Below are 12213 nucleotides of genomic sequence, written 5' to 3'. Positions count from 1 at the left end.
AGCTCCCGCGGTCAGCTGCCGCGATAGGTGGAAAAAAACCAGGGGGCGCACAGCATCGGCACGTGGTAGTGCTGCGTGGCGTCGGCGATGGCGATGGCGAAGCGTACGGGCACCACGTCGGACAGCGCATCGGCGGCCTTGAAGTGGTCCCCGACGTGGAACTGCAGTTCGAACTGTCCGGCGCGCGCCGAGGCCGCAGGCAGCATGGGCGCATCGGTGCGGCCGTCGGTGTTGGTGCGCGTGCTGTTCAGCCGCGTCGGCGGCGTGGTCGCCACGTCGTAGAGGTCGACCTTCAGCCCGACGAGCGGGCGGCCGGTGGTGATGTCGAGCACGTGGGTCGTGATGCCGGTCATGAGAAGAACTCCTTGCGAACGAAAGGAATGGGCCAGGCCAGCAGCATCAGCTGCCGCGCGAGTAGGTGTAGCTCCACGGGCCGAACTGGATCGGCAGGTGGATGCGCTCGGCCACGTTGGCAACGCGGATGCGCACCGGCAGCTTCGACAGGAACGGCGGCGTAGGCAGCCGTGACTGCTTGCGCGCGAAGTACTCGTCGACGTGCAGCAGCAGCTCGTAGTCGCCGGCGCGGTAGCTGTCGCCGATCAGCAACGGCTCGTCGGAGCGTCCGTTGCCGTTCATGGTCACGGTGCGCAGCAGCTTGAAGCCGTCGCCTTCGCGCACCGAGAAGTCGATGCGCAAGCCGGTGGCGGCGGCGCCGTGGAAGGTGTCGAGCGCGTGCACCGTCAGGCGCGGGCTCACGCCGTGCAGCACGATGGGGCCGCTGGCCTGGGCCGGGCCGGCGGGTGCGATGGTTTGCGCAGCGGCGCCGTGGGGCGCCAGGACCGCCGCGCCGAGCGCGAGGCCCGACAGCGCAAAGCGGCGGCGCGCAGAACGGGAAATGTCTTGCTCAGGCATGGACCGCTCCTTGAGAAGTAGAAGAAGCCAGCAGCGTGTCGATGCGCCCGCGGGTGATCAGGCCGATCTGCGTCAGCGCCGCGCGGCGCTCGGCTTCGGTGGACTCGGCGGTGCGGCTGCGCATCGCCTCGAAGATCTGGCCCTTGGTGCTGCGGCGCACGGCGATGATGAAAGGAAAGCCGTGCCGCTCGCGGTACACGCGGTTCAGCCGCTGGATCTCGGTCATCTCTTCGGAGCTCAGCGCGTTCAAGCCCGCACTGCCCTGCTCGCCGACCGACTCGGCGGTCATCGTGCCAGCCTGGGCTTCGCGGCCCGCCAGCTCGGGGTGGCCGCACAGGAAGGCGAGTTGCTGGGCGTCGGGGGCGCGGCGCACCACGTCGAGCATGGCTTCGTGCAAGGCGTCGATGGTGGCGAAGGGCCGCAGCGACCAGGCCGTGCGTGCGACCCAGGGCGAGTTCTCGAAAGTCGGCCCAAGCGCGGCGACGAACGCGTCGCAGTCCATGGCGTTGAGCGCCTGGAGGTCGAGGCGATAGGCGTGGGAAGGCATGGAGAGCTTCTCCTTGTTTCAGACGGAAAGGGTTGAGCGAGAGAGCGCGGATCAGCGCGCGGGCGTCTTCTGCAGACGCGGCACGAACAGCAGGATCAGCACGGCGGCGCAGACTTCCACCGCCGCGACCACATACAGGCCCGGCGAGAGGCTGCCGGTGGCGGTCTTGATGAGGCCCAGCATCCACGGCGCGCCGAAGCCCGCGAGGTTGGCGATCGAGTTGATCAGCGCCACGCCGCCGGCGGCGGCGGTGCCGGCCAGGAAGCGGTTGGGCATCTGCCAAAACACGGGAATGGCGCTCATGGTGCCGACGATGGCCAGCGTCAGGCCGGCCAGCACGAGGCCCGGGCTCTGGCGCAGGAACAGCGCCACCACCAGCAGTGCACCGGAACCGAGCGCCGCGGCCAGCGCGCAGTGGTAGCGCGCCTCCTGGTGGCGGTCGGAGTGGAAGCCGTTCCAGATCATCCCGGCCGCGCCGCACAGGTAGGCGCCGGCCATGATCCAGCCTACGGTCAGCGGGTTGGTGAAGCCGACCTCTTTCACCAGCGTCGGGCCGTAGAACGTGAGCGAGGAATTGGCCGCGATGATGCAGAAGAAGATCAGGATGAGCAGCCAGAACCTGCCGTTCTTCAGCGAGGCCAGCATGCTGTGCTCGCGGTGGCCCAGCGCCTTGCGGTCGCGCTCCAGGTCGTCGTGCACCAGCTGGCGTTCACGGGCCGTCAGCCAGTGGGCCTGCTCGGGTCGGTCGGTCAGGTAGAAGTAGGTGGCGATGCCCGCCAGCACCGAGGGAATGCCTTCGAGCAGCAGCACCCATTGCCAGCCGGACCAGCCGTTCACGCCGTGCATGTTGTTCATGATGGCGCCGGCCAGCGGACCGCCGATCACGCCCGCGAAGGCCGAGGCCGACATGAACATGCCGAAGGCCTTGGCGCGCCGGCCGTCCGGGAACCAGTAGGTCAGGTAAAGAATGATGCCGGGGTAGAAGCCCGCCTCGAACACGCCCAGCAGGAAGCGCAGCAGGTAGAACATCTCGGTGCTCTTCACGAACATCGTGGCGATCGAGGTCAGGCCCCAGCCGATGGTGATGCGCATGATGGTCTTCTTGGCGCCGATCTTCTGCAGCAGCAGGTTGCTCGGCACCTCGAAGAAGAAGTAGCCCAGGAAGAAGATACCCGCGCCCAGGCCGTAGGCCGCCTCGCTCCACTTGAGCTCGTCGAGCATCGTCAGCTTGATGAAGCCGATGTTGACCCGGTCGATCCAGGCCAGCACCCACAGCAGCATCAGGAAGGGAATCAGGCGAAAGATGATCTTGCGGTAGATGCCGTCCAGTTCCGCCGTGGCGGTGTGCTCCCGGACCGGCGCCAGCGTGGCGTCCATGCTCATGGTTGTCTCCATTTCTAGGTGTGGACGGGACGCGCCGCCTGGGACCTTCTGTGGGTCCGTGTGCGGCTGCCGTCCCGTGGGTGGCGAACTGTAGGCAGATATCGCCGCGCCGGATCACGCTCTCTAGAATGTGCGGCATAACGGTTTGCCATGATGGTCCTGCAGCGGGCACCGCCCCCAGAGGCCATTTTTCCCAGCCCCGCCGCCATGTCACGCTCCCACGCCCCGATCGACACCTACCTGCTGCGCGTGCTGGTCGCCCTGGTGGCCGAGCGCAGCGTTTCCCGGGTGGCGGTGCGCATGAACCAGACCCAGCCGGCCATCAGCACCGCCCTGCGCCGGCTGCGCGAGGTGTTCGCCGACCCCATCCTCGTGCGCGAGCGCAGCGGCATGGTGCCGACCGAGCGGGCGCTGCAGCTGCGCGACCGCGCGCGCGGTGCGCTGCTCGAAATCGACCGCATGCTCTCCGGGCCGGAACAGTTCGAGCCCGCCTCCAGCGCGATGACCTTCCACCTCGCATTGCCCGACTACCTGGCGATGAGCTTCCTGGCCGAGGTGACCACCCGGTTTCGCGCCGAGGCGCCGCACGCGCGGCTGGTGGTGCACCCGCTGAGCGTCACCTACGACTACGAGCGCGCGCTGGCCCAGGGCGAACTCGACATCGTCATCGGCAACTGGCCGCAGCCGCCCGACCGCCTGCACCTGTCGCTGCTGCTCGAAGACGACCTGATGTGCCTCATGGGCAAGAACAACCCGCTCGCCGTCAAGGGCGCCATGACGATGGAGCGCTACATCGCGGCGCGCCACGTGGTGCCCACGCCCTATGCGGCGTCGCAGCGCGGCGTGGTCGAGACGCACCTGGCCACGCTGCGCCAGACGCGCGAGGCCTGCATCGCCGTGCCCTACTTCACCGTGGCGCCGCACCTGCTGGTGGGCACCGACCTGATCTTCACCACCGCGCGCCACTTCGCGATGCAGTTCGTGCACACGCTGCCGCTGGTGGCGGTGCCGGCGCCGCAGGGCTTTCCGCGCATGCGCTTCTACCAGCTGTGGCACGACCGCTCGCAGAACGAGCCGGCGCACCGGTGGCTGCGCGGCATCCTGGCGGCGGTGGCGTCGGGGCTGGCGCGGCCTGAGGTTGCGTCAGCGAAGGCCAAGGTGGGCTAGCCGCCCATCTGCGTTTCCATCAGCCGCCGAAGAATCGCCAACGCCGGCGCCTCCGTGCGCTGGCGCAGGGTCACGAGCCCGAAGCGGGCCGTGCCGTGCATCGGCGGCTCCATCCGCAGCTCGACCAGGTCGGGCGCCGACTCGTGCACCGCGAGCAGCACCGTGTCGCTCTGGCGCACGACATCGGCGATGCTGGGAATCTCCTCGCACTGCAGGGTCACGCAGTTGGCAGGATGCGCCTGCGGGCCGTAGGTCTCGACCAGCCCGCGAGCCACTTCGTCGCTCAGCGGCGTCGATGCGATCGGGTAGCGCTGCACCGCCTCGAAGCTCACGCCCTTGCGCAGGCGTGTGAGCGGATGACCGCGGCGGCACAGGAAGGCGCCGCGCAGCTCGTACACGTGGGTCAGGGTCAGGTCCGGCGCGGGCTTGAGCGCGCGCGCATCGACCACCAGCGCATCCAGGCTGCGCTCGCGCAGGGCTTGCGCCAGGAGGTCGGTGCTGCCGCGTGCGATCACGGTGCGCACGGCCGGATGGTGCTGCGCCATGTGCAGCAAAAAGGGCGTCATCAACAACGCGCCCGGCCCGGAACCCAGCCCGATGCGGACCGTGCCGCCCTCGCCTTCGCGCATCTGCCGGCCGCGATCGCGCAGCGATTCGGCCTCCGACACCAAGAGCCGCGCGCGCTCCAGCACCTCGCGCCCGAAGGCCGTGAGTTCGTTGCGCCGGCCGATGCGGTCGAACAGCGGCATGCCCAGCTCTTCCTCGAGCGCACGCACGCTGCGACTGAGCGCGGGCTGCGTCAGGTGCAGGGCCTGTGCCGATTTGCTGAACGAGCCGGTGTGGGCGAGCGAAATCAGGTGTCTCAGTTGAACCAGCGTCATCGCGGCGGCCTCGTTTTGATGAATGCAATGGACTCATGCTAATGCAGCCAACAATGCATTGGACGTTGCTTCTCGCCACTTCTAGCATTCCCCTGCATCCGGCCCCACGAGCCGGCACACCCCAGGAGACATGACTTGATGACGACTTCGTTCTTCCGTTCTGCGGTTCTGCTCGGTTGCGGCCTGCTGCTGGCCGCGGGCCCTGCCAGCGCCGACGGCTTTCCCTCCAAGCCCGTGAACCTGATGGTTCCCTACCCGGCCGGTGGCCCTTCGGATGCCACCGCGCGCATCTTCACCGTGCCGCTGGGCAAGGCGCTGGGCCAGCAGGTGATCGTGGAAAACCTGGGGGGTGTGAGCGGCGCCATGGGCGCGCAGAAGGTGCTGGCCGCGCCGGCCGACGGCTACTACATCTTCCAGGGCTCGCCGAACGAAATCATCCTGTCGCCGCTGGCCAATGCGGCCGTGAAGCTGAAGGCCGAAGACTTCCGCATGGTCCACCCGGTCGCCGAGGCGGTGATGGTCTTCGTCGCCCGCAAGGACCTGCCGGCCAACAACGTCGACGAGCTGATTGCGCTGGCGCGCAAGTCGGCCGACAAGCCGCTGTCGTACGGCAGCGTGGGCATCGGCTCGCTCTACCACCTGATCCTGGAGAAGGTGCAGCTGGACACCGGCGTGAAGCTGATGCACGCGCCCTACAAGGGCAACGCACCGCTGCTGCAGGACATCGGCGGCGGGCAGGTCGACTTCGCCGTGCTGGTCTACAGCGCCGCCATGGGCGCGCTGGCCGACCAGGGCCGGCTGAAGATCCTCGGCCAGCTCGGCGGACAGCGCTCCGAACTGCTGAAGAACGTGCCCACCGCCAGCGAAGGCAAGGAGCTGAAGAACGTCAACTACAAGACCTGGAGCGGCTTCTTCGTGCGCAAGAACACGCCCGAAGACGTGGTGCAGAAGCTGCACCAGGCCATCGGCACGACACTGAAGGAGGGCAGCGTGCGCGAGCAGCTCGCCGCCCAGACGCAGCTGGCCTCGCCGCCGACCACGCTGGCCGAAGGCGCGAAGTTCTACGAAGCCGAAACCGCGCGCTACCGCGACATCGCCAAGTCCATCCGCCTGGAACCCCAATGAGCACCACCGCCCTCCTGAACGACCTGCACGCCAGCGCCGACACCTTCATCGGCATCCGCCGCGACATCCACCAGCACCCCGAACTCGGCTTCGACGAGCACCGCACTTCCGCGCTGGTGGCCGAAAAGCTCAAGGCCTGGGGCTACACCGTCGAGCGCCACGTCGGTGGCACCGGCGTGGTGGGCCGGCTGGTACGCGGCAACGGCACGCGCCGCCTCGGCCTGCGCGCCGACATGGACGCCTTGCCCATCGACGAAGCCACGGGCCTGGCCTACGCCAGCGCACACACGGGCGTGATGCACGCCTGCGGCCACGACGGCCACACGGCGATGCTGCTGGCGGCGGCCCAGCACCTGGCCGAGCGCGGTCGCTTCGACGGCACGCTGAACCTGATCTTCCAGCCCGCCGAGGAAGGTGGCGGCGGCGCGGTCCGCATGATCGACGACGGCCTGTTCGATCGCTACCCCTGCGACGCCATCTTCGCGATGCACAACATGCCCGGCATGGCGCAGGGTCGGCTGGCCATGCGCGAAGGGCCGGCCATGGCCTCGTCGGACTACGCCACCGTCACCCTCACCGGCGTAGGCGGCCACGGCGCCATGCCGCATCGCGCGGCCGACCCGATCGTGGCCGCGGCCAGCATCGTGATGGCGCTGCAGAGCGTGGTGTCGCGCAACATCGATCCGCTGCAGATGGCGGTGGTGACGGTGGGCGCCATCCATGCGGGCAAGGCCAACAACGTGATCCCGCAAGGCGCCGTGCTCGAACTCAGCGTGCGCGCCCTCGACCGCGAGGTGCGCAAGAAGATCGAAACCCGCATCAAGGCGCTGGTGGCTGCGCAGGCCGAGAGCTTCGGCGTGCAGGCACAGGTCGACTGGCGGCCCGGCTACGCGGTGCTGGTCAACACGCCCGAGGAAAGCGCCTTTGCGCGCGCCGTGGCCGAAGAGCTCGTGGGCCCGGCGCAGGTCACCTGGCAGACGCCGCCGCTGCCGGGCAGCGAAGACTTTGCCTTCATGTTGGAGCGCGTGCCCGGCTGCTACCTGCTCATCGGCAATGGCGAGGGCGACGCGCACGGTGCCTGCATGGTCCACAACCCGGGCTACGACTTCAACGACAGCAATGTCGCGGTGGGCGGCGCCTACTGGGTGCTGCTGACCGAGCGCTTCCTGCGCACGGCAGGCTGACCGCTCAGGCCGACTGCCGCGCGAGCCATTCGCGCGGCGACACACCTACCTTCTGCGCGAACAGCCGCGACAGCGCCGAGGCGTTCGCGTAGCCGAGGCGGTCGGCAATCGTCTTGACCGACGCGCCCGTGCGCAACTCGGCCTGTGCGATGGTCAGGCGCCACTGCGCGAGGTAGTCGGCGGGTGTCGCGCCCACCACCGCCTTGAAGCGCGCCGCGAACGCACTGCGCGACATGCCGGCTTCCGTCGCCATCTGTTCGAGCGGCCAGGGCTCGCCCGGCCGCTCGTGCAGAGCGACTAGCACGCGCGCCAGTTGCGGATCACCCAGGCCAGTCAGCAAGCCGGCGGGCACGCCGCTTTCCTGCGGATGGTCGAGCAACCAGCGCAGCAGCTGGATCAGCACCACCTCGAACAACCGGTCGGCCAGCAGGCGGTGCCCGCACAGCACGCGCCCGGTTTCCGCGAACAGCAGCGCCAGCGCGGCTTCGAGGCCGTCGACCGCGTGCAGCGGCAGTTGCACCAGCGGGGGCAAGGCGCGCACCAGCGGATGCGCCTCGCCGCCGTCGAAGTCGACCGTGGCGCAGACGAAGTCCGATCCTTCCGTGGGTGCGTTGTGGAAGTCGTGCGCCAGCGGGCGCGGGTAGAACAGCAGGCTGGGCTCCTTCACGACCAGCTTGCGCGGCACGCCGGCCGACCGCACCGACGGCGCCGAATGCGTGACCACCATCTCGCCACGCCGCATCACGTGCAGGAAGCTGCGCCCCTCCTTCGCGGCAAAGTGCGTCACGCCGCACAGCGGCCCCGTGTGGAACAGGTGGGCCCGGACGCGAAAGCGTTCGAGCAGGGACGACAGCCTGTCGATGGGCGGCACCGATGAAGTCGCGCTCTGCATTGGACGAAAAGGTATGTTGAATGGATGAAAGCGTTCAAATCATACGGATTATGGGAAGACACTGCATCCATCGCCATTGCTGTCATCACTGAAAGGAAGCCTTCATGTCCCGCGTCAACCTCGTCACCGACACCGCCGCCACCGGCGACGCCCAGACCCTGCTCTCCGAGATCCACGGTGCCTTCGGTGCCACGCCGAACATGTTCCGCGCCGTCGCCAACTCGCCCGCGGCGCTGCGCAGCATGTGGGGATCGTTCGGTGCGCTCGGCGGCGGCGTCATTTCCGCGCAGCTCGGCGAGCAGATCGCCGTGGCCGTGGCCGATCGCAACGCCTGCCACTACTGCCTTGCCGCGCACAGCGCGCTGGGCCGCAAGGCCGGCGTGCCCGCCGCCGACATGACGGCCGCGCAGGCCGGCGAATCGGCCGACCCGCGCACGGCGGCGGCACTGCGCTTTGCGCTGAAGCTGGTCGATGCGCGCGGACAGGTCGACGACGCCGACGTGCAGGCCCTGCGTGCCGTGGGCTTCGACGACCGGCACATTGTCGAGATCCTGGCGCACGTCGCGCTGAACCTGTTCACCAACTACGTGAACGTGGCGCTCCAGGTGCCGCTGGATTTTCCGCAGGTGAAGCTGCGCACCGAGGTGGCCTGAGATGGCCTGGCCACGCCCCGAGGCGCCCGAGCTGCAGGTCGCCCGATGGCTCAACACCGAGGCGCCGATCACCCTCGCATCGCTGCGGGGTCGGGTCGTGGTGCTGCATGCCTTCCAGATGCTGTGCCCGGCCTGCGTGTCGCACGGCCTGCCGCAGGCGAAGAAGACGCGGCAGCTGTTCGCCGCGAAGGACGTCGTGGTGATCGCCCTGCACACCGTGTTCGAGCACCGCGACGTCATGACACCCGCCGCGCTGGAGGCCTTCGTGGGTGAGTACCGCCTCGGCTTTCCCATCGGCATCGACGCGCCCTCGCCCGACGGCGGCATTCCCGCCACGATGCGCGCCTACCAGTGGCAGGGCACGCCGAGCACGGTGCTGGTCGACCGGCAAGGCCGTCTCCGGCTGAGCCACTTCGGGCTGATCGACGACATGTCACTGGGCGCGGCCATCGGCCAACTCGCGGCCGAAGACGTACCCGCGCACCTGATCGCGCAGCCTTCGGACGATGCGCCGCAGAGCGACCCATGCGACGACAACGGCTGCCGCACCTGAAGAAGAAGGGACACTCGCCGCATGCAATGCATCGCCCTGCAACACCTCGCGTTCGAAGACCTCGGGCGCTTTGAGAACGTGCTGGCTCGTGCCGGCTACGCCATCGACTACCGGCAGGCGGGCGTGTCCGCGCTGAGTGCCGACGAGTGGCGCAACGCCGACCTGGTCGTGGTGCTCGGCGGGCCGATCGCGGCCTACGACACGGCCACTTATCCCTGGCTCGCCGACGAGATCGCCGGCCTGCGCGAACGGCTGGCGCTCCGGCGCCCGACGCTGGGGCTGTGCCTCGGTGCGCAGCTCATGGCCAGCGCACTGGGCGCACGCGTGTACCCGTCGGGGCACAAGGAGATCGGCTGGGCGCCTGTCGAACTGAGCGCGGCGGGACGGGCCTCGTGCCTTGCGGCGCCGGAAGGCGAACCCGTGCTGCACTGGCACGGCGACACCTTCGACCTGCCGTCCGGCGCAGAGCTGCTTGCAAGCACCGCGCTCACGCCACACCAGGCGTTCTGCCACGGTCGCCATGCGCTCGCGTTGCAGTTCCACCCCGAAGCCGACCCCGCGCGCATCGAGCCCTGGCTGATCGGGCACCACCAAGAGCTGGCCTCGGCCGGCATCGATATCCCCGCGCTGCGCACCCGCAGCGCCGAACTGGCCGAGGTGCGAAACGATGCCGACACACGCATGCTGGCGGCATGGCTGGGCCAGCTCGCATGACGCAGACCGCATTGCCCATCGATGCGCTGCTGGTCGGCCCCGTCGCGCTGCTGCCCGACGGCCGCACGCGCAGCGGCATCCGCAAGACACCCGTGGCCGATGCGCTGTGGCTGTCGCCCACCGGCCTGCAGGGCGACGCGCAGGCCGATCTGCGCATCCACGGCGGCGTTGAGAAGGCCGTGCACCACTATCCCCGCGAGCACTACGCAGGCTGGGAATCAGCGGGCCTTCCTGCCGATCGTCTGGCGCACGCCGGCGCCTTCGGCGAGAACATCTCGACCACGGGCTGGGACGAGTCGACGGTGTGCATCGGCGACGTGGTGCGGCTCGGCGACGCGCTGGTGCAGGTGTCGCAGGGCCGGCAGCCTTGCTGGAAGCTCGATGCGCACTTCGGCAGACCCGGCATGGCGCGCGAAATGCAGGCGCGCGGCTGCACCGGTTGGTACTACCGTGTGCTCGAATCCGGCTGGGTGCGCGCTGGCGCGACGGCCACGCGCGTGGAACGCCCGCATGCGGACTGGCCGCTGTCGCGCCTCATCACGCTGCTGTTTTCGCGCGATGCGCGCTTCGCACCTGAATGGGAGCAAGCCGCCGCCCTGCCCACTCTGGCCGAGCGCTGGCGCCTCACGTTTCGCAAGCGGGTGGATGCCGGGCACGTCGAAGACTGGGAGCCGCGCCTGCGCGCGCCCGAAGCATGACGTTGCTCAGAACGCCAGCACGCGCCTGAACGTCCGCGCCGCGGCGTCGTTGCCGGCGGACACCGCCAGCAGCAGCTCCACCCCGGTGGCCGGTACGCGTGCCGGCGCCACGCCCGGCAGGCGGCGCCAACCCGGGCCGGGCTCCCAGGCGCGCAGTTGAAAGGTGGCGACATCGTCGAGCAGCGCCACGCGGTCCGAAGGCTCTGGTGCCTGCAACGGAAACACGGCCGACACCGGCCCCGCCGCGCGGTAGAGCACACCGCCGCGCACCCACCACTGCACGCGTTGCCACTGCCCCGGCGCAGCCGGTGCGGTGCGCACAATCTCGACCACGAAGGGCGCGCCGTTCGGCTGTCGCGCCTGGATCGCCACCGGCAGCAGCGGCACGGACGGTGTGCTCGTGGATGCCGCAGGGTTCGCAGACGGCCCGACCGGTGTCGGCAACTCGGTGGTCGCACGCAAGGCCACGTCGCGCTCGAACTGGTCCAGCACGCGCAGCAGCCGGGCCACGCGCTCGGTGCGGTCTTCGAGCTGGTCGTTCGCGCGGCTCACGCTGTCCAGGCCGCGCCAGGCCATCACGCTGAGCACGGCCATGAGTGCGATGGCGATCATCACCTCGACCAGCGTGAAGCCGCGCTGCATGGGTTTCATGGCGACGCGCTGCGCGTGTGCAGCGTGGCCAGCAATCGGTCGCCGTCGTCGGCCGCATGCACCTCCACGCGCACCGGCCGCAGTCCATCGACCACGGCGCCCACTTCGAGCCAGCAGACGAAACGGATGCCGCCTTGCGGGCAGTCGCTGCGCGAGACACCCGGCGCAGCGGGCGAGCCGCCCAGTTGCAGTTCGGCCAGCACATTGCCCGCCGACAGCATCGCCAGCGACTGCCGTTCCAGCAGGCCGAGGTTGCCGATGGTGAGGCTCGAGGCACGCACGATCGCCGCCAGCGCGATGCTCACGATGGTCAGCGCGATGAGGATCTCGATCAGCGTGAAGCCGCGGTCCTTAGCGCACATGAAAGGCTCCGGATGCATCCCGCGTCACCGTCACCGTGACGGCCCCATGGCGCAGTTCGCGCTGCCAGCTCGCCCCCACAGGCTCCGACGTGAGAACGACCGGCCCCGCCGGCACGACCTCGACCGGCGCCACGCGCCAGCCGCGCGGGCGCAGTTCATCGTCCGCTGCAAAGGTGTCGAGCGCGCCGAGCGTCGTCACCGACGGGATCGCACTGCCGGCGCCCTGCACCCAGGTGCCGCGCGCAAAGCGGTAGCCGTCGGCATCGGCCTGCCACGCGATCACGCGGCCGTCCACGCGCACTTCGTTCTGTGCCACCGCAAGGTGCCGCACCAGCTCGCGCGCGTCGCGCCGCAATTCCTGCGCAGGGTCGGGCGCGATGCCCAGGCTGATCGCGGCGGTGGCGATGCCGACGATGACCAGCACGATCATGAGTTCGATCAGCGAGAAGCCGCCCTCCCCGCGCCCGTGGTGCGTGGCTCGCTGCATGCCG

16 protein-coding genes are annotated in these 12213 nt (G+C 69.4%); 7 read left to right on the top strand and 9 right to left on the bottom strand.

Annotated elements, in window-relative coordinates; translation table 11 throughout:
* Nucleotides 1-11: 11 nt before the first annotated feature.
* From uraH to D3H34_RS01765, 4 genes are read right to left on the bottom strand one after another with little or no spacing between them, the layout of a single operon-like run.
* Complete coding sequence (gene uraH / locus D3H34_RS01780) at nucleotides 12-353, bottom strand: hydroxyisourate hydrolase (RefSeq protein WP_119551638.1); 342 nt, start codon at nucleotides 351-353, stop codon at nucleotides 12-14.
* A gap of 46 nt (nucleotides 354-399) precedes the next feature.
* Nucleotides 400-912 carry a hydroxyisourate hydrolase gene (locus D3H34_RS01775; protein WP_119551636.1) on the bottom strand — a complete coding sequence of 171 codons (513 nt, stop codon included), beginning with the start codon at nucleotides 910-912 and terminating at the stop codon, nucleotides 400-402.
* Nucleotides 905-1459 carry a 2-oxo-4-hydroxy-4-carboxy-5-ureidoimidazoline decarboxylase gene (gene uraD, locus D3H34_RS01770; protein WP_119551634.1) on the bottom strand — a complete coding sequence of 185 codons (555 nt, stop codon included), beginning with the start codon at nucleotides 1457-1459 and terminating at the stop codon, nucleotides 905-907. The genes D3H34_RS01775 and uraD overlap by 8 nt, the downstream gene beginning before the upstream one ends.
* A gap of 51 nt (nucleotides 1460-1510) precedes the next feature.
* Nucleotides 1511-2842, bottom strand: coding sequence for an MFS transporter (locus D3H34_RS01765; RefSeq protein WP_119551632.1), 1332 nt, complete (start codon nucleotides 2840-2842; stop codon nucleotides 1511-1513).
* A 207-nt stretch (nucleotides 2843-3049) separates the two neighbouring features.
* On the opposite strand from D3H34_RS01765, the gene D3H34_RS01760 reads away from it, so the two are divergent.
* Nucleotides 3050-4009 (top strand): LysR family transcriptional regulator, encoded by a 960-nt coding sequence (locus D3H34_RS01760; RefSeq protein ID WP_119551931.1) that lies wholly within the window; start codon nucleotides 3050-3052, stop codon nucleotides 4007-4009.
* Here the strand turns inward: D3H34_RS01760 and D3H34_RS01755 are convergent.
* Nucleotides 4006-4890 (bottom strand): LysR family transcriptional regulator, encoded by an 885-nt coding sequence (locus tag D3H34_RS01755; protein ID WP_119551630.1) that lies wholly within the window; start codon nucleotides 4888-4890, stop codon nucleotides 4006-4008. The genes D3H34_RS01760 and D3H34_RS01755 overlap by 4 nt on opposite strands.
* 138 nt (nucleotides 4891-5028) lie before the next feature.
* Between D3H34_RS01755 and D3H34_RS01750 the strand changes: the two genes are divergently transcribed.
* Both D3H34_RS01750 and D3H34_RS01745 read left to right on the top strand, forming a co-directional pair.
* Complete coding sequence (locus tag D3H34_RS01750) at nucleotides 5029-6015, top strand: tripartite tricarboxylate transporter substrate binding protein (RefSeq protein ID WP_119551628.1); 987 nt, start codon at nucleotides 5029-5031, stop codon at nucleotides 6013-6015.
* Nucleotides 6012-7199 (top strand): M20 aminoacylase family protein, encoded by a 1188-nt coding sequence (locus D3H34_RS01745; RefSeq protein WP_119551626.1) that lies wholly within the window; start codon nucleotides 6012-6014, stop codon nucleotides 7197-7199. Before D3H34_RS01750 ends, D3H34_RS01745 begins: the two co-directional genes overlap by 4 nt.
* A gap of 4 nt (nucleotides 7200-7203) precedes the next feature.
* Here the strand turns inward: D3H34_RS01745 and D3H34_RS01740 are convergent, their stop codons facing one another.
* A complete protein-coding gene (locus tag D3H34_RS01740) occupies nucleotides 7204-8091 on the bottom strand; it encodes an AraC family transcriptional regulator (protein ID WP_119551624.1) in 888 nt (295 codons plus the stop codon).
* A gap of 104 nt (nucleotides 8092-8195) precedes the next feature.
* On the opposite strand from D3H34_RS01740, the gene D3H34_RS01735 reads away from it, so the two are divergent.
* Genes D3H34_RS01735 through D3H34_RS01720 form a run of 4 tightly spaced genes read left to right on the top strand, consistent with a single transcriptional unit; the run spans nucleotide 8196 to nucleotide 10709 of the window.
* Nucleotides 8196-8744, top strand: a complete 549-nt coding sequence (locus D3H34_RS01735) for a carboxymuconolactone decarboxylase family protein (protein ID WP_119551622.1) — start codon at nucleotides 8196-8198, stop codon at nucleotides 8742-8744.
* A gap of 1 nt (nucleotide 8745) precedes the next feature.
* Nucleotides 8746-9297: a redoxin family protein gene (locus D3H34_RS01730; RefSeq protein WP_119551620.1), complete on the top strand. Its 552-nt coding sequence runs from the start codon at nucleotides 8746-8748 to the stop codon at nucleotides 9295-9297.
* Between the two features lie 21 nt (nucleotides 9298-9318).
* Nucleotides 9319-10011 carry a glutamine amidotransferase gene (locus D3H34_RS01725; protein ID WP_119551618.1) on the top strand — a complete coding sequence of 231 codons (693 nt, stop codon included), beginning with the start codon at nucleotides 9319-9321 and terminating at the stop codon, nucleotides 10009-10011.
* Nucleotides 10008-10709, top strand: coding sequence for an MOSC domain-containing protein (locus tag D3H34_RS01720; protein WP_119551616.1), 702 nt, complete (start codon nucleotides 10008-10010; stop codon nucleotides 10707-10709). Before D3H34_RS01725 ends, D3H34_RS01720 begins: the two co-directional genes overlap by 4 nt.
* 6 nt (nucleotides 10710-10715) lie before the next feature.
* Here the strand turns inward: D3H34_RS01720 and D3H34_RS01715 are convergent, their stop codons facing one another.
* The 3 genes from D3H34_RS01715 to D3H34_RS01705 are packed head-to-tail and all read right to left on the bottom strand — an operon-like array spanning nucleotide 10716 to nucleotide 12209.
* Nucleotides 10716-11360 (bottom strand): type II secretion system protein GspJ, encoded by a 645-nt coding sequence (locus tag D3H34_RS01715; RefSeq protein ID WP_119551614.1) that lies wholly within the window; start codon nucleotides 11358-11360, stop codon nucleotides 10716-10718.
* Nucleotides 11357-11722: a type II secretion system minor pseudopilin GspI gene (gene gspI / locus D3H34_RS01710; RefSeq protein WP_167481098.1), complete on the bottom strand. Its 366-nt coding sequence runs from the start codon at nucleotides 11720-11722 to the stop codon at nucleotides 11357-11359. Before gspI ends, D3H34_RS01715 begins: the two co-directional genes overlap by 4 nt.
* Nucleotides 11712-12209 carry a prepilin-type N-terminal cleavage/methylation domain-containing protein gene (locus tag D3H34_RS01705; protein WP_119551930.1) on the bottom strand — a complete coding sequence of 166 codons (498 nt, stop codon included), beginning with the start codon at nucleotides 12207-12209 and terminating at the stop codon, nucleotides 11712-11714. Before D3H34_RS01705 ends, gspI begins: the two co-directional genes overlap by 11 nt.
* Nucleotides 12210-12213: the final 4 nt, after the last annotated feature.

The organism is Acidovorax cavernicola (genome assembly GCF_003581445.1).
The sequence above is the reverse complement of the archived record's forward strand: the minus strand, read 5'-3'. Positions and strand labels throughout refer to the sequence as shown.